Here is a 561-nt window from a genome sequence, read left to right on the forward strand (position 1 = left end):
TGCTTCTTCGGTGTTTGCTTCTTGGGTGCTGTCAGCTTCTGAATCAGCTAGCAATTTATCAATGGATTGTTGATAGCTATCGACAAGTTGCTTATAAGAATCAACAAGGTAGATATACGAATTTTCAATCCAGTGAGAAAGGTTGTGGGTCGCTTCTTCGGTGCCTGCTTCTACATTGCTGTCTGTGTCCGCTTCGGCTTCCACTGCTGCTTCTTCGGTCCCTGCTACTACATTGCTATCAGTGTCCGCTTCGGCTTCCACTGCTGCTTCTTCGGTCCCTGCTACTACATTGCTATCAGTGTCCGCTTCGGCTTCCACTGCTGCTTCTTCGGTCCCTGCTACTACATTGCTATCAGTGTCCGCTTCGGCTTCCACTGCTGCTTCTTCGGTCCCTGCTACTACATTGCTATCAGTGTCCGCTTCGGCTTCCACTGCTGCTTCTTCGGTCCCTGCTACTACATTGCTATCAGTGTCCGCTTCAGCTTCCACTGCTGCTTCTTCGGTCCCTGCTTCTACATTGCTATCAGTGTCCGCTTCAGCTTCCACTGCTGCTTCTTCGGT

1 protein-coding gene is annotated in these 561 nt (G+C 50.3%); it reads right to left on the minus strand.

Features of this window, described 5'->3' with window-relative positions:
* The coding region (locus JKM87_RS09570) for a hypothetical protein (RefSeq protein WP_202080134.1) at positions 1 to 561 on the minus strand (561 nt) is incomplete at both ends.

The organism is Caldalkalibacillus salinus (assembly GCF_016745835.1).
Lineage (GTDB): Bacteria > Bacillota > Bacilli > Caldalkalibacillales > JCM-10596 > Caldalkalibacillus_A > Caldalkalibacillus_A salinus.